Here is a 25178-nt window from a genome sequence, read left to right on the forward strand (position 1 = left end):
ATTGCACCCTATAATCGCATTCTTAGCGGTAAAAGCAAACAGGTGAAACAAGATGAATGACTTTGAATATGATGAATTAACCGATAGCACATTGTTAGCGGTTGAAGAAGCGATAGAACGTATAGATTTAGATCTAGATTATGAGTTTCATGAAGGCTTGTTAAGTATCACTTTTCCTGATCAAAGCAAGATTATTATTAACAAGCAGCCACCCTTGCATCAGTTGTGGGTAGCCACTAAGTTTAATGGTCATCACTTTGAATGGAAAGGCGATAAATGGATAGATAACCGCACCGGCGCAGAGTTTTGGCAACTACTGACAGAAGTAGGATCACAGCAGGCGGGTACAGCGATAAGTTTTTCGCCAAATTAACTTTTAACTTTTCTTGGATAGGTAAAATGGCTTTACTTCCCTTTGTTGATGTTGCTCCAGCCGGTGAAACCCGAGCTGTAGTGGTTTGGTTGCACGGTTTAGGTGATTCTGGTCATGGTTTTTCGCCAATAGTGCCAGAGTTAGGTATACCTGCAGATGCTGGTATTAGGTTTATTTTTCCACATGCGCCAGAACAAGCAATAACGGTAAATGGCGGCATGAGAATGCGCGCTTGGTATGACATAAAAACCATGGACTTGTCGCATCGTGCTGATGAAGGCGGGGTGCGTGGATCTGCAACCGCTGTTACTGCTTTATTAGATAGTTTAATTGCGCAAGGTATAAGCAGCGAGCGGATTATTTTAGCTGGCTTTAGTCAGGGCGGCGTTATTGCTTTACATTTATTGCCTCGGCTACCTTATAAGCTAGCCGGTGTTTTAGCGCTATCTACTTATATGTGTGCTGCAGAAAAGTTAGCTGCTGAAGCAAATAATATTAATAAAGCTACGCCAGTATTCTTTGGCCATGGCTCTGAAGATCCAATGGTACCTATGGCTGCCGGTCAGCAAGCCTTTTATAACTTAAAAAAATTAGGTTTTAATGTTAGCTGGCAAGATTATCGGATGCAGCATAGTGTGTGTGCCCAAGAAGTGGCAGATGTTAGCGCTTTTATTCAACGCCAATTAATGAATCAGGTAGACAGTTAAATGCAGGCTAATTCAACCCCAATATTTAGCAAAACAGTTCGTATCGCCACCCGTAAAAGTGCTTTAGCTTTATGGCAAGCAGAATATGTAAAAGCGGAGTTAGAAAAACATCATCCGGGGTTAAGTGTTGAGCTAGTCCCTATGTCGACTCAGGGCGATATCATTTTAGATACGCCTTTAGCAAAAATAGGCGGCAAAGGTTTATTTGTTAAAGAATTAGAGCTGGCTATGTTAGATGGCCGCGCCGATATTGCAGTGCACAGCATGAAAGACTTACCGGTAGAGTTCCCGCCAGGCTTAGTTTTGCAAACAATATGCCCACGTGAAACACCTTTAGATGCCTTTGTGTCTAATCAATTTACCAGTTTAGAGCAGTTACCTTTAGGGGCAGTGGTAGGGACTTCAAGTTTACGTCGGCAATGTCAAATTAAAGCCATGCGGCCAGACCTAACAGTTCGCGACCTACGCGGTAATGTGAATACCCGATTAGCAAAGTTAGATAATGGCGAATATACAGCAATTATTTTGGCAGCAGCAGGGCTTATTCGGTTGGGTATGCAGCATCGTATTGCGTCTATTATACCTGCTGAAGTCAGCTTGCCGGCAAATGGCCAAGGAGCTGTAGGTATAGAATGTCGCGAAGGCGACGAGTACATTCATCAATTGCTAGCGCCTTTAGAGTGCCAAGCAACCCGCACTTGTGTGTTAGCCGAACGCGCAATGAACCGGCGTTTACAAGGTGGCTGCCAAGTACCCATTGGCGCTTATGCCGAGTTAGAGCAAGATCAAGTTTGGTTACGCGGCTTAGTAGGTTCGGTTGATGGTAGCGAAATTATTCAACATCAAGTTCGTGGCCCAGCTGCGCAAGCTGAGGCATTAGGGGTAGAGTTAGCTAATTATTTATTAGCCCAAGGTGCCGATCGTATTTTACAGGCGGTATATCAGGCCGCGCCATGAGTAGTACGGATAAAAATGCCACTTTCTTAATAGCTAGGCCAGTTGGTAAAGCCGATAAAATGCTAGCCCAACTAACTAAAAACGGTGTAAATTACTTATATCAGCCGTTGATAGAGATTTGCCCGCTAGCAATAAATGATGCCGATAAGCAGTTAATTCACCAAGCTGATGCGCTAATTTTTGTTAGTGTTAGCGCCGTACGCTGCTTGCAATCGCAACTTGATGCCAGCTTAGTTAAAGCCAGTTTATACGCTGTAGGTGATACAACAGCAGAAGCCTTAACTGCTTGGTTAGGCCGCTCGGTTTGTGTACCGCAAGATCAGCGTAGCGAAGGTTTAATCAGCTTAGCAGAATTTAAACAGCTAGCAGGTAAGCGAGTGGTAGTGATTCGCGCCCAAGGTGGTAGAGAATTAATTAAGCAGCAATTATTGGCATTAAATGCTGATGTGCGCTACGTATTAAATTACCAACGCCAAGCTTTAGCATTAGATGGTAGCGCATTATACCAGCAGTGGCAGCAAGCGGGTATTCGTTGTATTGTGGCTACCAGTAACGAAATACTACAGCAAGTATTTAGCCTAATACCACTGTCTGCACATGCTTGGTTACAAAGTTTAGATTGGCTGGTAGTTAGCCCACGGATGCAACAAAAAGCACAGCAGTTGGGTATTGCCACTAACAATATTACGCTGGCAGCAAATGCTAATGATCCAGCTTTATTACACAGCATCGGCCAGATAAACAGGAGTTATCAATGAGTGAAACCGTCGTTAGAGCCACTGAAGCCGATGAGCCATTAAAAAAGTTAAAGCAAAAAATGGATAACGAGCAGCAACAGGCTAGCACTAAAAAGCCTAGCCAAGCCTTGGCTATATTTAATTTACTATTAATTATTGTTCTGACCGTTGCTATTGCAGCCGCAGCTTATTGGTTATGGCCGCAGTGGCAAAACATGCAGCAGCAATCTGCTGACACTCAGCAACTACAGCAGCGCATTAGCGCTCAGGCGCAGCAACAGCAAAATACTGAACAGCAGATTTTAAATACCCTGTCTCAAAATCAAAATGCACAAACACGTCAGTTAGAGCAACAACTTACTGTTGTTGAGCGGCAGCTTAATTTAGCACAACAACAAGTAGCAACCGAGTTGCAAGTGCAAATTCAAGCGCTACGGCAACAAGTGCAAACTAAAGACAGCGCTCCGCCACGTCATTGGTTACTGGCCGAAACAGAATATTTACTGCAGTTGGCTGCTAAAAAAGTTTGGCTAGAATATGACTTTGCAACCGCTATCGCTTTGCTTAATACCGCGCAAGAAAAACTAATTAAATTAGAAGATCCTTCTTTAGTGCTAGTGCGCCAAGCCATTACCGAAGATATTGAGCAGTTAAGCCAGTTAAGCAGCCTAGATTTAACGCAAGTACATCTGCAGTTGCAACAAGCCAGAAAAAGCACTCTGACACTGCCGTTAAAACAGCAACAAACAGAAATAAATACCGTCACTAAACCTGAGGTAACTTTAAAGCAATGGCGGCAAACCTTAGACTACTATTGGCAGCAAACATGGCGTAACTTATTTATTGTTCGCAGTGCAGTACCAGAAGACTATTTTAGTTTAACCAATGAACAACAGCTTATGTTGCGCACCAGTTTAAGTCAGCAGCTATTATTAGCTCAGCTTGCAGCCTTAGAGCATAATAATGCGGTTTACAGCGAAGCTATTCAGCAAGCAGATAACCAGTTACAGCGTTACTTTGACCCTGCAGCCATAGCGGTGCAACAGTTGCAGCAACAACTACAGCAATTACTAAAGCTTGATGTCAGTCGTGCTCAGCCCAAGGCGCTGCGTAGCCTTGGTCAAATGCAGCAATACCAGCAGCAGCTGGAAGAGAGCGGCTTATGATTAAGTTGTTATTGTTAATTATTGCAGTAGCTGCCGCTATGCTGCTTGGCCCCGTTTTAGTTAATAATCCAGGCTATATTAAAATTATTGTTGCCGGATATATGGTTGAAATGACCGTATTAGGCTTAATTATCGCCTTAGTGATATTGAGCCTAGTGCTTTGGATTTTAGCGTTTATTATCCGTAAGTTATTCCGAGTTAAGCATGTATCGTTTAACTTTTTTCGCTGGCGCCGGCAACGCAAAGCACAACAAGCTTATGAGCTAGGCTTGCAAGCTTTTGCTAAGCAGCAGTGGCCTCAAGCAGCAGAATGGCTTAATAAAGCCAGCGCAGACAGCTTTATGCAGACCGAAAAGCAAATGCTTAGCGCCTATGCCGAGTTTTATGCTGGCAATATGCAGCAAGCTGAACAACAAGCCGCAGCTTTAGTGGAAGATGATAATAATAAGCGCTTTGTGCAAGCCGACTTATGGTTACGCCAAAATGCACCGGCTAAAGCTTGTGCGGTTTTAAATGATTATGTTAGCGCAGACACCAAAGATAAAAGCTTGGGCCAGCTATATGTCTACGCACTGCAACAAGCTGGGCAGTGGCAAAGTTTGCTTCAGTTAATACCCGCTGTTATTAAGCAAAATTGGTTTGATAAACCGCAATGGCAACAGTTACGTTTTGCTATTTACCCCATTGCTTTAAGTCAATTAAGCCAAGGCGCAGGGTTTGATGAAACAGCCGATTACTGGCAAGATTTGCCTAATAAAGAGCGTAAATCAACGGCTGCGGTTATAGGTAAAGCTTGGGCGTTAGCCAAAAGTGGACAAACCGAGGCGGCTGAAAAAGCGCTAGTTGCTCAACTTGCTTTAGATGAGCTGCCCTTAGCCTTAGTTTATATAAAACAAATACCCTTGGGTACTTCAGTATTAAAATTACGTAAGCAAGCCCAACATTGGCTGCGAGATCATGATAGCAATGGCTATATTTATGCTTTATTAGCTTATTTAGCTGAGCAAGAAGGCGATAAGTCTCATGCTAATCTTGCTTGGCAAAAAGCGCTGCAGTATGAACCTTCGCTAGGTTAATATGGCAGAAATAGAACGGCTGCAAGGATTAGCAGCCGTTAGTTCAGCGCGAGCAAGGGTATTAGTGTTAGGCAGCATGCCCGGTGCAATATCGTTGCAGCAACAACAGTATTATGCCCACCCACGAAATAGCTTTTGGCCTATAATGGCCAACTTGGCAGGTTTTCCAGCAGATTTAGCTTACTCTGAGCGTTTAACCGCACTTCTAGATGCAGGTGTCGCTATTTGGGATGTTATAGGCCACTGCCAACGACAGGGGAGTTTAGATACTGCTATTAAAAACGAGCAAGTTAACGATTTTGCTTGCTTTTTTTCTCAACACCCTAAGCTTCAAGTTATCGCCTTTAATGGCGCAAAAGCAGCGCAAAGCTTTACGCGCCATGTATTGCCTTTGCAGATAGTGCCAACCGAGATAGCATTAATCAACCTACCTTCTACTAGCCCAGCTTATGCTGCTCTTTCTTTGCAGGAAAAACTTAAGCAATGGCAACAACTTAAAAGCTTTATATATTGAATTAAACTTGATCCTGTAGGTCTTAGGTTTACCGATTATAGTTTGAAGCAAGGACGCGCAGTTGTCTGGGTTTATTGTTTTATTTAAACAGTTTAATAAGCATTATAGTAAAGCAATACTCCTGTCTTTGTTATTGCATGCTATCTTGCTAGTAGCTATTTTACAGAGCAAGTTCACACCGCCTAGCATTAAAGTTAAGCCAGAGCCCATTATTTCATATCTATACTCAGCACCAGTGCCAAGTAATAAACAAAAATTACAGCCAGAACCAACAGTAACAGTACCGATTCAACCTAAAATTAAGGCTGAAGTTAAGGTTGAAGTTAAGTCGGTTAATACTAAACCAGAACCCATTACTGCTGTAGAACCGCAGCCTGGGGGTATAGAGCAGTCGCAATCCGTTATTGCAGAATTAGAGCAAAGGCCAATCACACAAAATGAAGTCGAGCCAGAACAACTCAATAGACAAGGTCTTAGTCTAGCTCAGCGAGCGCTCAATCGAGCCGCTGGGTCTACACCGGTTGATATTGAGCAGGCTGCCGCTGTTGGTTATCAGCAGTATTTACAAAGCCAACAGCAGCCTAAAATAACGGTAGCCAAGCGATATCAAGCACTAAGCGCTAATCCAGGGCAGCAGGTGATAGCTCAATTAAATGATGGCAGGCAGCTGATCCGCACCAAAGAGGGTTGCCGTATTGCTGATCCGTCAAAACATGACTTTGCTGCCCTGATGGCAGCTAAAACTGTGCCATGCGGTGATGAAGTTAGTACCAGCACCCAGCTAAAGCAAGCGCTGCAAAAGCATATAAAATATTAAATTAGCTGGTTAAGTGCTGCTCTAAGCGCTGCTTTACATCACCCTCAATGGCAACCGCTTTGCCGGTTTTTTGGTCTAAACAAACAAAGGTAATATCAGCATCGGCTACTAATTTATCAGTACCAGCAATATAAATAGCTTGATGGATAGCCGCACTTTTACTGCCAATTTTACTAAAGCGGGTTTGTACCTCAAGGGTGTGGCCCATAGTAGCAGCATCACGGTAGTTGATATTAATATTAACGATTACCCAAGCTAGCTTATGTTCAGCAAACCAAGCGACATCGCCATGATCTTCTAAATAGCTCCACCGCGCTTCTTCTAAAAATTCTAAATAACGGGCGTTATTAACGTGTTGATATACATCTAAATGATAACCACGCACTTTAATTAAGGTTTTATGTGTCATCTATTCACTCGATTAATTTAGAAAAATCTAATTGTGGCATAAATATACAGGCCATACCAGATGATAAGAAAGTGGATTGGATCGCTAGTTGTTAACGGTAGCTTTGCGCTAATTAAACTGATTGAACCAAGAAAGGCCAGCAAAATTATTTTACTTAGACTGTACAATAAAAAACAGTTTGTGATTACAAGATAAAGCTATAAGGCCGCCTGCAAAGTCACATCTGGTTACATAAAGGCAATATTTATCACACTAAAACTATGCTAACTTGGTCTTATTATTAATTAATGGTTCGATAATATTAGCAATATTGCTGATATTAACTACCTAGGGACAAAGAATGAGTAAAAATCTTATTCAGGGTATAGCCGACTTATATGTTGCGCCAAAAAGCTTATTTAATACTTTAGCGGAAAAGAAAGGCTGGAGTGTAATCGTTTTTTTCCTGTTGCTGCTGGTCAATACGGGTGTAATGTACGCGTTTTATGCTGGGATGAGCCCTATGTGGCTGGTTGAGCAGCAAATATCAGCTATTGCTCATACACTAAGCCCAGCTGAAATTGAAACTACCCGTGCAGCTATGGGGCATATGGCGGATAAAACTAAATATATAGTAGCGGCCAGTGTGCTAGTGATGACGCCTATTATGTTAGCAATTATTGCCGTTTATCTTATGTTGGTTGGCAATCCGGGCAAAAAAAGGCCATACGGTGACTGGTATGCTATGACTGTATGGGTTAGTTTGCCTGGATTATTGAACGTGCTAGGTTTAGCTGTGTTAATCCTGCTTAGTAGTACACCTGATATGCCTATTAATACACCAAATTATCTGTCAGTTAATCAGCTGTTCTTGCAGTTAGGGCCTCAGGATGCTTGGTTTAGTTGGGCCGAAAGTCTTAATCTTATTTACCTGTGGACTACGGCTCTAACGGCGGTAGGTTTAAAATGCTGGAGTGGTTATTCTACAATAAAAGCATCTCTGTTGGCTGTTGCACCTCTACTAATTATTTATGGCCTTTGGGCATTATTTATTTAAATTACAAAACGGGTGGCAGTGAACATGAAAAAGCTCTGGGTGGCAGTTCTTATTGTCTTGGTCATGGCAAGTGTAATAAGTTTTAGCCAATACCGTAAGCAGCATCAACAGCTTGACGTTAATATAGCTGAAGTTACTCAGGGATCTTTATCAGACACTATTCTTGCGTCTGGTAACTTGGAGTATCACACCCAAATCCAGATCCGCACTGAAGTAACAGGTCGAGTAATTGAAGTGCTGGTAGAAGAGGGGGATATGGTAGAAAAGGGGCAAGTACTAATGCGACTTGATCCCACTGCTTTTGCTGCAGATGTTGAGCGGGTTCGAGAGCTAGTAAAAACACAAGAAATAGATATTCAACGCAGTACGGCATTATTGGCTGATGGCCAACGACAACTAAAACGTCAGCTACAGCTTGCAGACGCGGGTTTAGTGCAGCAAGAAATGGTTGACAGCTTACAAAGTCAGGTTGATATTGCCAAAATAAATGTGGCGGCGGCACAATCTGCGCTGAGGCAAAGCCAAGCTAGCTTGGCTATGGTAGAAGATATTCTAAGAAAAACTATTTTCCGGGCCCCTATTGCCGGTTTGTTGGCTGGGGTTGATGTAAAGCCAGGTGAAACTGTTATTGCCGGCACTACTAATATTATCGGGTCACCTTTAATGATGCTGGCTGACCCTAGCACTATCTTAGCTGAACTAAGAGTCGACGAGGCGGATATTGCTAATGTTTATGTTGGGCAACAGGTAAAAGTATTTGCAGCTGCTTATCCACGAAAAGAAATACAAGGCGAAGTTATTCAAATAGCTACGTCAGCACGTGCTATGACTCAAAACCAAAGTTTATCATTTCGAGTAAAAGTATTACTGCAACCTGAGGATCTAGCCTTATTTTCTGGTATGAGTTGTCGCGCAGAGCTAGTGCTTAACCAACAAGCAGATAGTATCCAAATTCCAATTGCAGCTGTGCAGCGCCAAGGAAACTCGGTATTTGTTTGGCTAGTAAAAGATAACAAAGCAGTGAAGCAAGAGGTTGAACTTGGTTTAGCAACAGATACTGCCCAACAGGTTCTATCAGGATTAAGCTTACAGCAATCTGTAATTATTGGTCCGGCCAGAACACTTACTCATCTAACCGAAGGTACGCTTGTAAATACAACCCTGCTTACTACGCAGGAACAATAATATGACACCAATAATTGCACTGCAGGGCATCAGTAAATATTACGAGATGGCAGGTGAGCGATTTTATGCTTTAAAATCAATAAATGTTAATATCAGCAAAAATGAATACGTAGCAATTATTGGCCCTTCTGGTTCAGGAAAGTCTACCTTAATGAACGTATTGGGTTGTTTAGATACGCCAAGCGAAGGACGCTACCAGCTTGCTGGTCAAGATGTTGCAAATTTGTCTGAAGCAGAACTTGCTACTATGCGTAACCAGCAGGTTGGCTTTATCTTTCAAAGCTTTAATTTACTGCCACGGGCCACAGTATTAGCCAATGTGATGCAGCCGCTAGTATATCGGGTTATGAGCAACCGTAGCAGGCAACAGCAGGCTGCACAAGTACTGCGTAGAGTGGGACTGGCAGATAAAGCTGGGCACTTGCCTAATCAGTTATCTGGTGGCCAGCGTCAGCGGGTAGCTATCGCCAGAGCACTAGTAACTCGCCCAGGTATTTTACTAGGCGACGAGCCCACAGGGAACCTTGACAGTAAAACGAGCCGTGAAATTATGGCGTTATTTGATGAACTTCATCAAGAAGGCCATACCATTATTTTGGTGACACACGAGCAAGAGATTGCCGATCATTGTCACAGAGTAATCCGTTTGGTAGATGGCCAGCTAGCACAAGATAGTGGCACAACAGCCGGAGGCAAGCTGTATGTATAAAAGCTTGCACGCTATGCTTGAAGGGACAAAAGCAGCTTTATTATCTATAAGAGCGCACGCTTTGCGCAGTGCACTGACAACGTTAGGCATTATTATTGGCGTTGCTGCTGTCATCACTGTTGTGGCAATTATGCAGGGCTTAAGTCACAGTATCAGTAGCCAATTAGATGATCTAGGCAGTGATATGATTACTCTGCGGGCTTACACTACTACAGAGCAGCAAATGTTAGGCAATATTAACCGTTTACACCATGACGATTTTTTGATGCTAAAAAGCCGGGTACAAAACGTTGAAGATATGACAGCTACTATGCAGGCATTTAGTATGGGCAGTCAGGTGCAATACGGCCGAAACAGTACCCAAACTCAGATTATAGGTACCGACAGTAGTTATCAAAATGTTGTCCGGATTTATCCCGAATTTGGACGGTTTTTATCGTTAAGTGATGATGATCACCGGCGCCGCGTAGCCTTTGTTGGTTCATCTTTAATCCGCAAGCTAAATTTGCCTGAAAACCCTGTCGGTGAGTTTATTAATCTCTCCGGTGATTGGTTCAGAATTATCGGTGTTGCTGAAACCCGGGGCTCACTATTTGGTTTTGATCAAGATAACTATATTATTGCACCTTTTAGTACTATTCGCTCGTTAACGGGTGAGCGAGCTGCTAGCAATGTTGAAGTGATGTTTCGTCCTGCGGCTAATACAACACCGCAACAAGTGCAGGAGCAAATGCGCCAGTTATTAAGGCAGCGTCATCGATTACAGCAAGATGATGCCGACAGCTTTGAGTTTATCAGTGCTGAGCGGATGGTCGAACAGTTCTCTAGTATTACTAAAAGTGTAACCCTAGTGGCCGGTGGTGTGGTTGGCATAAGTTTATTAGTTGGTGGTATAGGCGTAATGAATATAATGCTGGTATCAGTAACAGAGCGAACCCGAGAAATTGGTATTGTTAAAGCCTTGGGCGCAACACCGCAATTTATCTTAATTCAGTTTTTAGTAGAAGCGCTGGTGCTGTCACTGTTTGGCGGCATTATTGGCTTGTTGCTAGGCTATGGCATTGCCTCTTTTATTGGCTTGATGCTACCTGCCATGCCTGAGGCATTAGTGCCGATGTGGGCTATCTTTTTGTCTATAGGGTTTACAACGCTAATAGGTGTGGTTTTTGGCTTAGCGCCAGCTATAAAAGCCGCTAAGTTAAACCCTATAGATGCGTTGCGTTATGAGTAATAACAAAAAATTATTTAACCGCGGTCGTTGCCAATAAGCCAGAGTTTTTTTCTTAGTTGTTGCAGCTATTGTCCTTTTTTGTTGCATTGATAAACTGGTGCACGCGCTTATTCACACTATCAGCGTTATCGACATTAAGAAAGTGGCCGGCATTAGCAACAATAGCGGTTTCAACGCAGGGTAAAACCTGCTGTGCTTGCTTTAAACTCTGTGCTGTATTAATAATATCTTGATCGCCAATTAGCACTAAAGTTGGCATAGCTAAGCGGCGCAGTTTGTCATCAGCAAAGGGTGTCATCTGGCTTAACAAGTCGGGCAAGGACTTATTGGTTGCTGAATAGCGATAAAAGTGGTCTATATATAGCTGATCAATGTTATCAACATTAGTCGACATGGTTTGTAGCATGGCCCTAAGCTCACTTCTTTTGGGGTTAAACAAAAAATACACGCTTTTAAGCGCATCTAAGCTTGGTGTAATCCAAGCAAAAGTTTGGGCTGGGCTTAGTAAGACTAACTGGCTAACTTTAGCAGGCTCGTTTAAAGCAATTTGAGTGGCAAACCATCCACCTTGTGACGCGCCAATTAGAGCAAACTGTTTAAGCTCTAGCGCGTTAAATATTTCATTATACCAAGCCATAACTTGGGCAATATCAGCAATATCTTTGTTAGATTCAGACTTGCCGCTGCCCAATAGGTAATCAATGGCATAAATCTTATAATGTCGAGCAAGCCAAGGCACATTGGGGTACCACATGGTAGAGTTTGTGTTCATACCATGTAGCAAAATAAGCGGGTAACCATCGGCAGGCCCAGACACCACAACTTGGGCTTCGCCAAAAGAGGTTGGTATACGAAGCTCGGTATAATCGTCTCCCCAAAGAGTCAGCGCACGATTATAAAGCTGCTCGGTACTTAAGGTTTCAGGATCCTCTTGCACTAAGCTGGCATATTGGCTTGGCTGCATGTCGGTTGCATAATTCTTAATTGCTTGTTGGCGTGCAGTTGGTGGCTCACAAGCGGTAAGCAGCAATAGTGAGCCTGCCGCTAAGGTAAGGACGTTAAATGTGGATGATCCTCTACTGGCAACTTTTTTAATGGCAAAATTGATTGTCTTCAATAATTTATTCAATGGCAACCTCCTAATGAGGGGCGCAAATATTAATAAATAATAGCAACAGTTGCCAATTTAGTACCTAGCCTGAACGTAACTTTTCTTAAGTGCTATAACCACATTAAATGAGCGCGGTTATTCGTACTATATTAGCCTGTTAGGAGTCGCTATTAAATATAAGCAAAAGCATCACAGAACATATTTTCACGCTCTGCACCATGCTCTACAAAAGCATCTCTAACAACTCCTGCCATAGCAAAAGGCCCTGCGATATAAATGTCATATCCTGCTAATGAGGCAAAGTCGTCTAGTACCGCTTGGTGAACTAAACCTGTTCTACCTTGCCAGTTGGTTGTCGGATTTTGTATGACGGGAATAAAGGTGAAGTGCTCGTTGCTACTCGCCCATTGCTGCATTTGTGGGTGATGATATAAGGCGTCTTGATCACGCAGGCCCCAGTAAGCAAAAACAGGACGGTTAACTTGTTGCTTGGCAAGGGTTTGGGCAATGCTGTAAATATAAGAAAATCCGGTACCGCCAGCTAATAAAATTAGCGGTCGGTCGCTATCGGTGCGTAGCTGTGCTTCACCTAAACCAATTTCTGCTAATACTGGTTGCTTAGCGGCAAATAATTGCTGTAAGTGAGCTAAGGCTTGGCTGGAAAAGTTATCTGCTACTGATGCTCCTATGTGGAGTTCAATTTGCTTGCTACCGGCATGGCTAGCTATGGAAAAAGGGCGTTTATCTTCAGCGGTTAAGCATAGCTGTAAATATTGACCACTTTGATAGCTTATAGGTGTTGTAGGCGTTAATAGCACGCGGTTAACAGTAGGCGTTAAGGGTTCAATAGCATCAATAGTACAGGCAATAATGGTCATAGTGCTCTCAGCAAAAGTAAACGATATTTCAAGTTGTTAAATATTATTAATCGCAGTTAGATGTGTAGCGACTAAATTAAAGACCAGCAATAGTAAGTTACTATTGCTGGTATAGTTTAAGGTTGTTCAGGTAGTGTAATTCCCAGTGTTGACCAAATTTCATCAATACGTTGTTTAACGGCTGGGTCCATAACAATGGGTTCACCCCATTCTCTATCAGTTTCACCCGGCCATTTATTAGTAGCATCCATACCCATTTTCGAGCCTAAGCCAGAAACGGGTGAGGCAAAGTCTAGATAGTCTATAGGCGTGTTTTCTACCAGCGTTGTATCGCGCGCTGGGTCCATCCGAGTAGTAATAGCCCAAATAACATCTTGCCAGTCGCGGGCATTAATATCGTCATCGCAAACAATCACAAATTTAGTATACATAAACTGGCGTAAATAAGACCACACGCCCATCATTACCCGTTTAGCATGGCCTGGGTATTGCTTTTTCATGGTAACCACAGCTAAGCGATACGAGCAGCCTTCTGGCGGCAAGTAAAAGTCGGTAATTTCTGGAAATTGCTTTTGCAGTATGGGCACAAAGACTTCATTTAAAGCCACGCCTAAAATAGCCGGTTCATCAGGTGGCCGGCCAGTATAGGTACTGTGATAAATCGGATCTTTACGTTGGGTAATATGGGTAACGGTAAATACCGGAAAATCGTCTACTTCATTATAATAACCGGTGTGATCGCCATAAGGGCCTTCAGGCGCCATTTCGTTAGGGTCTATGTAACCCTCTAAAATGAACTCGGCACTGGCGGGCACTTGTAAGTCGTTACTTATGCACTTGACCACTTCGGTATTATCGCCGCGTAATAGCCCAGCAAAACCATATTCAGATAAGGTATCTGGCACAGGCGTTACAGCACCTAAAATGGTGGCAGGATCTGCGCCTAAGGCCACTGAAACTGGATAGTTTTGGCTTGGATTGGCCTTTTTAAACTCATAAAAATCTAAAGCTCCGCCACGATGAGACAACCAGCGCATAATTAATTTATTTTTTCCCAGTAATTGTTGGCGATAAATGCCTAAGTTCTGTCGCTGTTTATGTGGGCCTTTGGTAACAGTTAAGCCCCAAGTAATTAACGGCGCGGCATCACCTGGCCAACAGGTCATAATAGGCAGCTTAGTTAAATCGACTTCATCACCGGTTAATATGACATCTTGGCATGGTGCTTTTTTTACTTGTTTCGGAGACATATTAAGCACTTGCTTAAAGATAGGCAGTTTACTAAAAGCATCTTTTAAGCCTGTTGGCGGCTCAGGCTCTTTTAAAAAAGCCAGCAGTTTGCCAACTTCTCGCAGGGCCGAGACATCTTCTTGGCCCATACCTAAAGCAACTCGCTGAGTGGTACCAAATAAATTAGCTAAAACTGGCGTGCTGAAACCCTTAGGATTTTCAAATAAAATAGCCGGTCCGCCCGCGCGTAGCGTACGATCGGCGATTTCGGTCATTTCTAATACCGGATCAACCTCGGCGCTTACTCTGACTAATTCACCGCGTTTTTCAAGTTGCGCCATAAAATCGCGTAAATCTTTATATTTCATACCAGTCTCAACATCCAGAACAGAGCGAAGTTGGCTCTTTGATAACCGACTATTATACAGCTCTGTTACAAGCTTGCTAGTTTAAGTCAGATGATAAATCCTTTAAGCCAAATGAAAAAAAACAGTTTTATCTAATACCTTAGGTAGAGATAAAACTGTTTTACATTGCATTTTCTCTTTAAGATTTTATAACTGTTATTAAACGTTAGGCACTTATTAAGTGACTTAAAATAAATAACGCGCTTCGACGAAATAGTAACCGCCATTAAAGCCAAAAGGAGCATTTGTATTTGGATATTTAAAAATACCGTTAAACTGATTTACCACAGGCTGCTCATCTGGATAGGTATCAAATAAGTTATTTACTCCTACAGTAAAGCCCAACTGTGAGTTAAAGGCATAACTTAATGAAATATCGGCCACTGTTTTGGCACTGTACTGATAATCACCTGTGGCATAACCTAAGGTATAAGGGCCAAAGCGGTTAATCCGTAAGTTAGTGATAAAATCGCCATAACTATGGGTAATACCAGCGCTAAAGCTATTTTTAGGGTTAGCTTTTGTTAACCGCGCTTTTTCTTCGTTATTAAACAGTGCTTCTTCTAACCCGCCTAATAATGCTGGCACTTTTATTTGCTTAATATCAGTATCGTTATATTGCGCAGAAAGACTTAATTTAATATCACCGTATTCAGTCTGTGGTAACTGATAGGCGAGAACTGCTTCAACACCCTGAGTACGAGTATCAACAGCGTTGGTAAAAAATCGAACTGATTCAGCTGAGTTAGTGCCCAATAAGCCATCAATAATTGGATTAGCACGACTGACACTACCAGTTAGAATAATTCGATCATCAATCTCAATGCGATAACTATCTAAGGTAAAAGTAACACCATTATCGCCCTGATAAGTAATACCCACACTAATACTTTGTGATTTTTCTGGCTTTAATTCACCTTGACCCAAGGCACTAACAACAGGTGATGTATTATTAAAGGTACCTGATTCAACAGGGTTTAATACACCAGTAACAGGGTCGGCCACAAATAAAGTGGATAAATTAGAAAAATATAATTGCTGAACACTAGGCGCTCTAAAGCCACTATTAAAAGTGCTACGAACAGCCCATTCAGGGGTAAGTTCATAACGGCCGGCTAATTTCCAACTGGTATTACTACCAAAATCAGAGTAGCGCTCTTGGCGAACGGCTGCGGCCCAATTAAATTTGTCAGTTAATTGATTTTCAACCTCAACATAAACACCAAGGTTATTACGCGATTCATCTACCGTTGATTCCGGCGTAAAACCACCAAAGCCTTGCATGCCGCCAGATTTGCCTTGGTAGCCATAATTAGCATAGGAAACTTCATCACCTTGGAAAATTTTATAACTGTTTTTACGATAGGCAATACCCGCTGACAGTACAAAATCTGACTCATTGACAAAAGCAAAGAGTTTACTGGCCTCTAGATTAAGATTTTGCTCATCGTTTCTCATGCCACCCGCATAAGCACTGGTAGGACTGGCAGGGCCCAATGAAGCATTCAAGGAATTGTTGACATAATATTGGTAACGACTAGCACCAGTATTGGCGGATAAATCGAGTTGCCAATCAGCTAGCTCAAATTTATAGCCTAAGGTAATAGCATGATCGTTAGTTTCAGGTGCTATTTCTGGTAAAAAGCCGTCTGGATAAACTTCTACAACATTTCGTGCATCTAATGGCCGGCGAAAAAAAGCGCCAGATTGAGTTTTACGTTGCGAAAGATCGGCAAAAGCATAAAACTCACTGTTGGCTAACTGATAGCCTGCGTTGACCATAAGAGCTAAGTTTTCAAAGGACGCATCACCCACACTATGGTTTAAACGGTTAGCTATTGCTTCACGTGGGTCAGGCTGGTTATTAATGTCTGCATACTGCTGACGAGGATCTAACCCGGCTCGGTTAGTTTTATTCTTGTGATGATATTCAGCGCTAATATTGACAAAACCATCTTCAGCAATACGAAAGCCCTGATTACTGCTAATTTTATATTGTTCGCCGTCACCTTCAAAAGTTTGGCCGCCATTTAGGCTAACTTGGCCTCCTGACATATTATCATTTAAAACTAAGTTAATGACACCGGCTATTGCATCAGAGCCATATTGAGCGGCTGCACCATCGCGTAGTATTTCAATTCGCTTAATGGCACTCATTGGAATGGCATTTAAATCAACGTTAGAACTACCGCGGCCCATAGTGCCATTTAAATGGACTAATGCTGAACCATGGCGACGTTTACCATTGATTAAGACTAAAGTGTGATCGGGGGATAAGCCGCGTAAGCTAGCAGGGCGCACAGCGTCACTGCCATCAGTAATAGATGAAGTTGGGAAGTTAAAACTTGGCACTAAAAACTGTAGTGCTCGCGCTGTTTCTGTCATGCCGGTCGCTTGTAGTTCGGCACTACCAATAATATCAACGGGAGCAGTACTTTCTGTTGCTGAACGCACAGATAAGCGGCTACCTATTACTGAAATTTTTTCCACATCAGCTTCATTAGTCTGCTGAGCGAAAGCGGCAGGTGCGCTTAGCGTGATGACTAAGCCTATACTAGACGTTAAGTAAGAAGCATTGTGATTCATTATTTAGTCCTATTAGTAAACTCAGTATAAACTTGGCAATAATGATATATGCCTTAAATTTAAATAATCGCCATGATTTATATCAAAAAAATTTTATATGAAAATTGTGCTTAACTAGTAAGGTGTCGTTAAAATATAGCAGTGTCCAAAAATAATGCATAAATTATCGCCGATTCGATTATATTAGTAGCATTTAATGCAGCGGACGTCTAGATGGATTAGACTGGTGACTAATAAAAATTTAAAAAGTAAAAATAATAATGAAAAAACAAACGCAATTAATTTGTGCAGGTCGTGATAAAAAGTACAGTGGCTATGCCGTTAACCCGCCAGTGGTTCGCGCTTCTACTATTATTTTTGATAGCTTTGCCCAGCTAAAACATGCGGCTGGCCAAATGGGGAATAGGGTGCCTTATTATGGTCGGCGAGGTACCGATACGCACTTTGCTTTACAGCAAGCTATCTGTGAACTGGAAGGAGGTGCGGGCTGCGCGTTATATCCTTGTGGCTCGGCCGCAGTAAGTGGCGCTTTGTTAGCCTTTTTGTCGGCTGGTGATCACTTATTAATGGTCGATAGTGTGTATGAACCTACCCGTGCTTTATGCAATAAAGTGTTAAAGCGTTTAGGCATAGAAACTGAATATTATGATCCCTTAATAGGTACTGAAATAAGTAAGTTGATTAAGCCAAATACGCGGGTAATATTTTTAGAATCGCCCGGCTCGCTTACTTTTGAAGTACAAGATATTCCGGCTATTTGTCTGGTTGCTAAGCAGCACAATATAGTTACGGTGTTAGATAATACTTGGGCTTCACCTATTTTATGCCAACCCTTTGCACTAGGAGTAGATGTTTCTATTCAAGCTGCCACTAAGTATATAGTGGGCCATTCCGATATTATGTTAGGCACAGCTTCAGCTAATGAGCAACATTGGCCGCAGTTACGCGAACAAAGTTATCTGTTGGGTTATTGCGCATCTGCTGACGATGCCTACACAGCGTTACGTGGCCTTAGAACCTTAGCGGTGCGCTTAAAACAACATGAGCAAAGCGCGTTAGCGGTAGTGGATTGGCTACTGCAACGACCAGAAGTAGCCCAAGTGTATCATCCCGCATTAGCCAGTCACTCAGGGCATGACATTTTTAAGCGCGACTTTAGTGGCAGTAATGGTTTGTTTTCCTTTGCGTTAACGTGTGGAACAGCCAGTCAAATAGCGGCTTTTATTGAAGGCATGACTCATTTTAAAATGGGCTTTTCATGGGGTGGCTATGAAAGCTTAATTACCGCCACTATGCAGGTGCAACGGCTACGCACAGCCACTTGTTGGCCGCAGCCGGGCCCGTTATTACGCTTACATATTGGTTTAGAGCATGTAGACGATTTAATTGCTGATCTTGAGTCTGCTTTTAAAAGGTTTCATGCGGCTGAATAAAATATATGACAATGATTGACGACAACGGTGACTAACATACAATAGCGCAATTTTTTAATTCTATTATGTTTAAGGTCACCGTATGAGCAGTGAAATCATTATTGCAGTGCCAACAACAGAAGGGCGCTTAAAAAGCTTTATTGAAAACAGGCTAGTGCAACGTATTTTACTAGCGCTGATTTTAATAAACGCCGTGACCTTAGGGTTAGAAACCTTTCCTGCAGTAATGGCTGTTATAGGGCCTGTTATACAGATTTTAGATAAAACTATTTTAACGGTTTTTGTACTAGAAATAGTGCTACGACTGTTTGTATACCGGCTGAGTTTCTTTAAAGATGCTTGGAGTGTCTTTGATTTTATTGTGGTGGGTATCGCATTACTGCCTGCCAGCGGGCCGTTTTCAGTGTTGCGTGCACTGCGAGTTTTAAGGGTGTTGCGGGTGCTTACCTTTGTACCCTCAATGAAAAAAATTGTTGGCGCCTTAATGCAGTCACTTAATGGCATGCTTTCTATTACTATGGTGCTCGGCTTAATTTACTACGTTGCTGCGGTAATGGTAACCAAGCTGTTTGGTGAGGCTTTTCCCGAGTGGTTTGGTAGCTTAGGCGGGTCTTTATATACCTTATTCCAAATTATGACCCTCGAAAGTTGGTCTATGGGCATTGCGCGTCCGGTAATGGCACAATTCCCCTATGCATGGCTATTTTTTGTGCCTTTTATTCTTATCGCAACTTTTACCATGCTTAATTTGTTTATTGCCGTAATAGTTAACGCCGTGCAAAGCATGCATGACGAAGAGCATAAAGCCGAGCATGATGCTGACGCCGCGACTCAGCAACAACTGCTGGCGCAAATGCAGTTATTACAACAAGAACTGGCGCACATGCGTCTGCAGATGCAATCAAAGGATAACCCAACCTAACCTACCTTTATACTAGAGCGATTGTTAGCAGCATTTACTCTAGAGGTAGTGTTATGTAATTGGTGGTTAAAAATTGCAGATAGATAACGAAAAAAAGTTAAAAATTAATTAAAATAATATCTTGTCATGGTAACATTAAGTTAATTGTGTGAGCCTTTCTGTCGCTTGCGAAGTTAGGCCCTCTATTGTTAACTAAGACAAGGATATACGATGTCGTCAATGCGAATCACGCAAGCTGTCGGGCTTGGCGGTGCTAATATGTTAGCGGATGTGAAAGCAGTACAAACCGCGTTAAATAAGCTACTAGATCAAATTCCGCCAACTAAAACATTAGTCGTAGATGGCCGTTTAGGCACTCGGCCAGAAAGCTCAAAAACAGTAGCTGCGATTAAGGTATTTCAAAGTAAAGTGGTAGGCATGCAACGACCTGATGGCAAAATTGATGTTAATGGTCGTAGTCACCGTAAGATAAATGAACAGCTCACTAAGAAAGCGGCTGTAGCTGCAGTTCCTATTTCTGGTAGTTTAAAAGTAACTTTAAAAAGTCAGATAGAAAGGTACGAAGGGCGTGTGCCGCACATGTATCTTGATACTAAAGGGTTTGTAACCGTAGGTGTGGGGCACTTGTTAAAAGATGCTGCAGCGGCAAAGCAGATTGCGTTTATTGTGCGCGAAACAGGTCAGCCCGCTTCAGCTAAGCAAATTGAAGAAGAATTTAACTTAATTAAAAGTCGTTTTTTTGGTGAAGATTATGTTGCTAGGGATTTTAAAGCATTTACTAAACTACAGTTAACCGAAACGGTCATGAATGCTCAAGTGGATCATCATATTAAGACTTTTGAAAAAGAGCTAAAAAGCATTTATGGTAGCGCTGAATTTTCAGCCTTTCCTAATAAAGTAAAATTAGCACTTTTTGATATGATTTTTAATTTAGGCATGACAAAACTTAAAAATACATTTCCCAAATTTAATAAACATATTAAGGCTGGCGATTACAAAAAAGCGGCTTTAGAGTCTTCAAGAAAAGATATTGCGAGTGAGCGCAATGCTTATGTTTATAATTTACTGGTAAACGAAAAATGATCAAGTTAACGCTATTACTGGGTTTTATGGGTATTTCAAGTTTGGCTTGTGCAAGCTTATCTGTAGCAAAAATACCACCATCGTATAGTACTGAAAATAGAACTAATGGTTACTTTATAGAGCAAGTGCCTTTAAATACCCCTGCACAAGTTCAAAGCTTACAAAATAAAGAGTGGTATTTTACACGGCAATTAATAAATGCTGAGCAGCAGAAAGTGGAAGCGAATAGCTGTGAAAAGCTGACTAAGTTATTAAATGAAGGGTTCAAGGCAGTAAGCTACCGTGAGCAGTCATCAGTTGATACTATAAATCGAGTTTGTTCGGTATGGAGCCATATTGGGCAGTTAACTGCTTCAAAAACGACTTATCTTAGCTTATTAAAACATGGAGAAATATTACCTGAAAAGATGCCCGCCGAGTTAGCGCTTATTATATCTAAAGATGATGAGCGTCGCTTAGCTAAAGCGTCAAGTTGGCAAGACATGAGTCAGATTAGTAAAATTGAAATTATTAATGCTGACCAGGCGGTTTATTATGACAACAGCGGTGGCATTCAAAGGTTAACCATTATGGCCAAAGGCGACTATAACCAAGACGGCATTGAAGATGCCGTGCTGTATATGGCGAATGCGGTTGAGCAAGGTAGTTACAGTTCAACTTATGGTTATATCATTACTAAGCTAGCAGCTGATGCTCCATATACTTTGCTTAAGCAGTTTTAATGTTAATTAGGTGCTAATTAAAGCAACATAAACTCTTCTAACGATTGGCCGGTGAGTCGGCCAATTTGGCGGAAGATATAAAAAATAGCGGCCATTAACATCACCATGCTTGGTAGGGCAATAACTGGGTAACTTAACCATGTCATGCGGCCAAGCTCTTCAGCGTAAGCGGTCGTGCCAGGTAAGCTAACTACTATGGCCTTGGCTAAAATATAATTTAACGCGGCCGAGATAAAAAAAGTGCCAGCAACAATAAAGCCGGCGCGCTCTGTGCTTTTGGCAAATTTTGCGCTGTTGCCACGCAAAGCTAAAGCGTTATCTAACTTTTCTATATCTATCACTTCTGGGTTAATTAGTAAGGTTTTTACTAAGGGATAGCGGGTGTACTGGCTAATTAATACAGCAATACCAATTAATGCTGGTACCATGGCTTCTTTAATGGCGATATAGGCAGGGTCAAGCTGCAATAAGCTAATGCCACCGGTGAGCAATACACTTATTACCCCCAGTATTGAGAAAAAATTTACTTTACCTGACTTAATTAAACTCCAGCCGCCATAAGCTAAAGGAAAAGCCAGGGCGATAACCACCGACCAGACGGGGCCTAAGGTATCTTCAGTGCTTAACTTACTTAATATCAATGCAGGAGCAATGATATTAAACAACATATCACTTAAAAAATTTGACTTTTTCTTGCTGCGAGGCTGGTTCATATGGATTTAAATCAAGCTGATAATAAGCCTGTATTGTACGCATATCTTTGCTTTAATGAAGTGCTAGTGATTTATTTTTAATAACAGCCTATTTTGTTAAGGGGCAGTGTTGAGTCTATTGTCATAACCCTATAGGGTATTTTTATCTACAATTTTAAGGTGCTTTTTATGGATCAGTATGCAGCGTTGCGAGCTAATGTAAATTTAATGGGCACCCAGTTAGGCGATACCATTCGTAACCAATTGGGCGAAAAAGTGTTGCAGCGGGTAGAACAAATTCGTTTATTATCTAAAGCCTCACGCCAAGGCAATGAACAGCAAGCTGAACAGTTAAAAACAGTTTTAACCTCATTAAGCGATGATGAACTATTACCAGTAGCACGCGCATTTTCGCAATTTTTAAATTTAGCTAACTTAGCCGAGCAGCATCATACTATAAGTAAAGCGGGGCAAAATAGTATTGAAAAACCGCAGCCCATTGATGAGCTGTTAGCGCAGCTGGCGCAACATAAAATACCGGCTGAGCAAGTTGTTGCTGCTGCGGAGTCATTATCCATAGAGCTTGTATTAACTGCGCATCCAACCGAAGTGTCACGACGAACTTTAATCCATAAGCTGTCTGAAATTGCCGGCTGTTTACAACAATTAGAGCAACAGCTTGATACTGAGCAACAGCAGCAAATCCAGCAACGGATGTTCGAGCTAATTAGCCAAGCATGGCGTACTAATGAAATTAGACAGCAGCGACCTACACCTGTTGATGAAGCAAAGTCTGGTTTTGCGGTAATTGAAACCTCGTTATGGCAGGCTATTCCTGACTTTCTACGCCAGCTCGATGGCAAACTAACCAGCGCTATTGGCCAAGGCATTGCTATTGATGCCACCCCTATTAAATTTTCGTCATGGATGGGCGGAGATCGTGATGGCAATCCTTTTGTTACAGCAGAGGTTACGCAACAGGTTTTACTGCTTAGTCGCTGGAAAGCCGCTGATTTATTTATTAACGACTTGCAACTGTTAAGTAGTGAACTTTCCATGTCAGAGGCTAATACTGAATTAAAGGCTATTACTGAGGAAGCAGAGCCTTATCGAGCAGTACTTAATAAATTAAAAAAACAGCTAGAAGCAACTCGGCAGTGGTTAACTAATACGTTAAAGGGTGAACTAACAGCAAAGCCGGCAGACATTATTTGGCATAACCAGCAGTTAATCGAGCCGTTATTACTATGCTATCAGTCACTAATAGACTGCGGCATGCCGGTTATAGCGAACAGTAAGCTGCTCGATACCTTACGTCGTGCTTATACCTTTGGGGTTTGTTTGCTAAAGCTCGATATTCGTCAAGATGCGCAACGTCATACCGATGTTTTTAGTGAGTTAACACAATATTTAGGTTTAGGCGATTACGCCAGTTGGCAGGAGTCAGAAAAGCAACAGTTTTTGTTAACTGAGCTAAGCAGCCGTCGGCCTTTATTTGGTAAAGATTGGCAACCTAGTGCCGATGTGCAACAAGTGCTAGATACCTGCGCTATAGTAGCCGAGCATGGCCCTGAGGCGCTAAGTACCTATGTTATTTCAATGGCCGGAAAGCCATCCGATGTGTTAGCGGTGCAGCTATTGCTAAAACAGGCTGGCGCCCAGTTCTCTATGCCAATAGCGCCATTATTTGAAACCTTAGCCGATTTAGAGAATGCGCCCAACTGTATGGCGCAATTACTGGCCATTGCTAGCTATCGCAGTTATATCAATAATATTCAAGAAGTGATGATTGGCTACTCTGATTCCGCCAAAGATGCCGGCGTCTTTGCTGCGGCTTGGGCGCAGTATCAAGCGCAAGAAGCCTTAGTAGCAATTTGTCAGCAAGCTAAAGTGCAGCTAACTCTTTTCCATGGTCGAGGTGGCACTATTGGCCGGGGAGGTGGTCCTGCCCATGCTGCTATTTTGTCTCAACCCCCGGGTTCATTGGTCGGTGGTTTAAGAGTGACTGAACAAGGCGAAATGATCCGCTTTAAGTTTGGCTTGCCCAAACTAGCGCAGCGCAGCTTAGCGTTATATGCCAGTGCAGTATTAGAAGGCTTACTATTACCACCGCCTGCGCCTAAAGCTAGCTGGCGCGAGTTAATGCAGCAATTAGCGGATGATTCTTGTCAGGCCTACCGAGCTGTAGTGCGTGAAGATAAAGCTTTTGTTACTTATTTTCGAGCTGCCACTCCAGAACAAGAGCTAGGTCAGCTACCCTTAGGTAGTCGGCCAGCAAAGCGTAATGCCGGGGGCGGCGTTGAAAGTTTACGTGCTATTCCGTGGATTTTTGCTTGGTCACAAAACCGTTTAATGTTACCAGCTTGGCTAGGTGCTGGCGCTGCTTTAGCTAATGCAGTACAGACTAATCAATCCACTTTAGATGAAATGCAGCAACAGTGGCCCTTTTTTGCTACCCGTTTATCTATGCTAGAAATGGTGTTGTTAAAAGCAGATAGCGATATAGCAGCTTATTATGACAGCGTGTTAGTGCCCGCTGAGTTGCAGTATTTCGGCAGTCAATTAAGGCAACAACTTGCTGATGATAAAAAGCTATTATTACAGCTTATTCATAGTGACACCTTAATGGCGAAAGAAGACTGGATCCGCGAGTCAATAATGTTGCGCAACACCTATGTCGACCCGCTGCATATTTTACAAGTAGAGCTATTACATCGAGTAAGGCAACCAGCACAACAGCATAAGCCAGAAATTAACCATGCCTTGATGATCACTATGGCCGGTATAGCTGCAGGTATGCGTAATTCAGGTTAGTTTAACGCTATATTAATGAGTATTATATTTATTACCTAGATGTTAATGGTTGTTTACTTATTGAGTGCTTGCTGTTATTTTTATGGTCGCTTCGAATGGCCGAAGTAAAATAATAAGGAAGTAACAATGAAATTAAACTTAAAAAAGAAAGAGTTAGTAAACTTATCTCACGATAATAAAGTATTACCTAAAGAGTTAACGCCAGAAGTTGCTGGTGGTACTTGGGACCCATCTAATACTAGAGCGGAATGCAGAACAAGAAGCCTAGAGCCAGGTGAAACCTGTGGTCAAAGACTCCGTGGTTGTGTTCCGGTTTTCTAATTTAATATTGAACAGCTTTTGGCGTAATGGCAAAAGCTGTTCTTAAAACCTAGTAGTTCAAA

Annotated in this window: 24 protein-coding genes; 18 read left to right on the forward strand and 6 right to left on the reverse strand. The window is 42.2% G+C overall.

What is annotated here, in order from left to right:
• Positions 1-52: 52 nt before the first annotated feature.
• The 8 genes from cyaY to RDV63_RS01885 all read left to right on the forward strand — a co-directional run bounded on the left by cyaY (position 53) and on the right by RDV63_RS01885 (position 6347).
• Positions 53-373, forward strand: coding sequence for an iron donor protein CyaY (gene cyaY, locus RDV63_RS01850; RefSeq protein WP_313907818.1), 321 nt, complete (start codon positions 53-55; stop codon positions 371-373).
• A 26-nt stretch (positions 374-399) separates the two neighbouring features.
• On the forward strand, positions 400-1080 hold the full coding sequence (locus tag RDV63_RS01855) for an alpha/beta hydrolase (RefSeq protein ID WP_313907819.1): 681 nt from the start codon (positions 400-402) through the stop codon (positions 1078-1080).
• Entirely contained in the window at positions 1081-2037 is a 957-nt protein-coding gene (gene hemC / locus RDV63_RS01860) for a hydroxymethylbilane synthase (protein ID WP_313907820.1), read from the forward strand. It abuts the gene before it with no gap.
• Complete coding sequence (locus RDV63_RS01865) at positions 2034-2795, forward strand: uroporphyrinogen-III synthase (RefSeq protein ID WP_313907821.1); 762 nt, start codon at positions 2034-2036, stop codon at positions 2793-2795. Before hemC ends, RDV63_RS01865 begins: the two co-directional genes overlap by 4 nt.
• A complete protein-coding gene (locus RDV63_RS01870; protein WP_313907822.1) occupies positions 2792-3940 on the forward strand; it encodes a uroporphyrinogen-III C-methyltransferase in 1149 nt (382 codons plus the stop codon). The genes RDV63_RS01865 and RDV63_RS01870 overlap by 4 nt, the downstream gene beginning before the upstream one ends.
• Entirely contained in the window at positions 3937-5016 is a 1080-nt protein-coding gene (locus RDV63_RS01875; protein WP_313907823.1) for a heme biosynthesis HemY N-terminal domain-containing protein, read from the forward strand. Before RDV63_RS01870 ends, RDV63_RS01875 begins: the two co-directional genes overlap by 4 nt.
• 1 nt (position 5017) lies before the next feature.
• Positions 5018-5530, forward strand: a complete 513-nt coding sequence (locus RDV63_RS01880) for a DNA-deoxyinosine glycosylase (protein ID WP_313907824.1) — start codon at positions 5018-5020, stop codon at positions 5528-5530.
• A 61-nt stretch (positions 5531-5591) separates the two neighbouring features.
• A complete protein-coding gene (locus tag RDV63_RS01885; RefSeq protein ID WP_313907825.1) occupies positions 5592-6347 on the forward strand; it encodes a hypothetical protein in 756 nt (251 codons plus the stop codon).
• Position 6348: 1 nt separating this feature from the next.
• Here RDV63_RS01885 and RDV63_RS01890 read toward each other — a convergent pair whose 3' ends face one another.
• Positions 6349-6756, reverse strand: coding sequence for a thioesterase family protein (locus tag RDV63_RS01890; protein ID WP_313907826.1), 408 nt, complete (start codon positions 6754-6756; stop codon positions 6349-6351).
• A gap of 340 nt (positions 6757-7096) precedes the next feature.
• Here RDV63_RS01890 and RDV63_RS01895 point away from each other — a divergent pair, with 340 nt between their 5' ends.
• From RDV63_RS01895 to RDV63_RS01910, 4 genes are read left to right on the forward strand one after another with little or no spacing between them, the layout of a single operon-like run.
• Positions 7097-7792: a YIP1 family protein gene (locus RDV63_RS01895; RefSeq protein WP_313907827.1), complete on the forward strand. Its 696-nt coding sequence runs from the start codon at positions 7097-7099 to the stop codon at positions 7790-7792.
• A gap of 24 nt (positions 7793-7816) precedes the next feature.
• Entirely contained in the window at positions 7817-8977 is a 1161-nt protein-coding gene (locus tag RDV63_RS01900) for an efflux RND transporter periplasmic adaptor subunit (RefSeq protein WP_313907828.1), read from the forward strand.
• 1 nt (position 8978) lies between these two features.
• Positions 8979-9686, forward strand: a complete 708-nt coding sequence (locus tag RDV63_RS01905) for an ABC transporter ATP-binding protein (RefSeq protein ID WP_313907829.1) — start codon at positions 8979-8981, stop codon at positions 9684-9686.
• Positions 9679-10917, forward strand: a complete 1239-nt coding sequence (locus RDV63_RS01910; protein ID WP_313907830.1) for an ABC transporter permease — start codon at positions 9679-9681, stop codon at positions 10915-10917. The genes RDV63_RS01905 and RDV63_RS01910 overlap by 8 nt, the downstream gene beginning before the upstream one ends.
• Positions 10918-10969: 52 nt before the next feature.
• On the opposite strand, the gene RDV63_RS01915 is transcribed toward RDV63_RS01910, so the two are convergent.
• The 4 genes from RDV63_RS01915 to RDV63_RS01930 all read right to left on the reverse strand — a co-directional run bounded on the left by RDV63_RS01915 (position 10970) and on the right by RDV63_RS01930 (position 17129).
• A complete protein-coding gene (locus RDV63_RS01915) occupies positions 10970-12046 on the reverse strand; it encodes an alpha/beta hydrolase (protein ID WP_313907831.1) in 1077 nt (358 codons plus the stop codon).
• A gap of 152 nt (positions 12047-12198) precedes the next feature.
• Positions 12199-12906: an NAD(P)H-flavin reductase gene (fre, locus tag RDV63_RS01920; RefSeq protein ID WP_313907832.1), complete on the reverse strand. Its 708-nt coding sequence runs from the start codon at positions 12904-12906 to the stop codon at positions 12199-12201.
• Positions 12907-13022: 116 nt separating this feature from the next.
• Positions 13023-14504, reverse strand: coding sequence for a 4-hydroxy-3-polyprenylbenzoate decarboxylase (ubiD, locus tag RDV63_RS01925; RefSeq protein ID WP_313907833.1), 1482 nt, complete (start codon positions 14502-14504; stop codon positions 13023-13025).
• A gap of 225 nt (positions 14505-14729) precedes the next feature.
• Positions 14730-17129 (reverse strand): TonB-dependent receptor, encoded by a 2400-nt coding sequence (locus RDV63_RS01930; RefSeq protein WP_313907834.1) that lies wholly within the window; start codon positions 17127-17129, stop codon positions 14730-14732.
• A gap of 260 nt (positions 17130-17389) precedes the next feature.
• Here RDV63_RS01930 and metC point away from each other — a divergent pair, with 260 nt between their 5' ends.
• The 4 genes from metC (at position 17390) to RDV63_RS01950 (ending at position 21289) form a co-directional block, all read left to right on the forward strand.
• Positions 17390-18562: a cystathionine beta-lyase gene (gene metC, locus RDV63_RS01935; RefSeq protein WP_313907835.1), complete on the forward strand. Its 1173-nt coding sequence runs from the start codon at positions 17390-17392 to the stop codon at positions 18560-18562.
• Positions 18563-18644: 82 nt separating this feature from the next.
• Complete coding sequence (locus tag RDV63_RS01940) at positions 18645-19484, forward strand: ion transporter (RefSeq protein WP_313907836.1); 840 nt, start codon at positions 18645-18647, stop codon at positions 19482-19484.
• Between the two features lie 417 nt (positions 19485-19901).
• A complete protein-coding gene (locus RDV63_RS01945; RefSeq protein ID WP_313907837.1) occupies positions 19902-20567 on the forward strand; it encodes a glycoside hydrolase family protein in 666 nt (221 codons plus the stop codon).
• Positions 20564-21289 carry a hypothetical protein gene (locus RDV63_RS01950; protein ID WP_313907838.1) on the forward strand — a complete coding sequence of 242 codons (726 nt, stop codon included), beginning with the start codon at positions 20564-20566 and terminating at the stop codon, positions 21287-21289. Before RDV63_RS01945 ends, RDV63_RS01950 begins: the two co-directional genes overlap by 4 nt.
• Positions 21290-21306: 17 nt before the next feature.
• Here RDV63_RS01950 and RDV63_RS01955 read toward each other — a convergent pair whose 3' ends face one another.
• Positions 21307-22002: a VC0807 family protein gene (locus RDV63_RS01955; protein WP_313907839.1), complete on the reverse strand. Its 696-nt coding sequence runs from the start codon at positions 22000-22002 to the stop codon at positions 21307-21309.
• 168 nt (positions 22003-22170) lie between these two features.
• Between RDV63_RS01955 and ppc the strand changes: the two genes are divergently transcribed.
• Both ppc and RDV63_RS01965 read left to right on the forward strand, forming a co-directional pair.
• Positions 22171-24795 carry a phosphoenolpyruvate carboxylase gene (gene ppc, locus RDV63_RS01960; RefSeq protein ID WP_313907840.1) on the forward strand — a complete coding sequence of 875 codons (2625 nt, stop codon included), beginning with the start codon at positions 22171-22173 and terminating at the stop codon, positions 24793-24795.
• A gap of 126 nt (positions 24796-24921) precedes the next feature.
• Positions 24922-25116, forward strand: coding sequence for a hypothetical protein (locus RDV63_RS01965; protein WP_313907841.1), 195 nt, complete (start codon positions 24922-24924; stop codon positions 25114-25116).
• Positions 25117-25178: the final 62 nt, after the last annotated feature.

This window comes from Rheinheimera sp. MMS21-TC3 (genome assembly GCF_032229285.1).
In the GTDB taxonomy this organism is placed as follows: domain Bacteria; phylum Pseudomonadota; class Gammaproteobacteria; order Enterobacterales; family Alteromonadaceae; genus Alishewanella.